Origin of the sequence: Vibrio sp. L85 (assembly GCF_963871815.1) — a bacterium.
GTDB lineage: Bacteria > Pseudomonadota > Gammaproteobacteria > Enterobacterales > Vibrionaceae > Vibrio > Vibrio harveyi.
The window spans coordinates 1-232 of sequence record NZ_CAWMYL010000228.1 but is presented as its reverse complement, the minus strand read 5'-3'; the positions used below and the strand labels follow the sequence as shown (position 1 = coordinate 232).

Here is a 232-nt window from a genome sequence, read left to right as displayed (position 1 = left end):
TTGTTGACCTAAAATCTTAATCCGTTAAAGTACGCCTCGTTCTCACGGCGCAGGTCGTTAGAGCAGGTGGTGTTACCATCGCATTGATTGCGTTGCCCTGGTGGTGGAATTGGTAGACACAAGGGATTTAAAATCCCTCGACGTTCGCGTTGTGCCGGTTCAAGTCCGGCCCGGGGCACCATCCTAAAATTGAGTGGGTGAATTTAATATCCCGCCGTCGAGTTGACCGGCC

Annotated in this window: 1 tRNA gene; it reads left to right on the top strand. The window is 51.7% G+C overall.

Annotation, left to right across the window (positions count from 1 at the left end):
• Nucleotides 1-94 precede the first annotated feature (94 nt).
• Nucleotides 95-181 (top strand) — tRNA-Leu (locus tag AACR11_RS21215).
• Nucleotides 182-232: the final 51 nt, after the last annotated feature.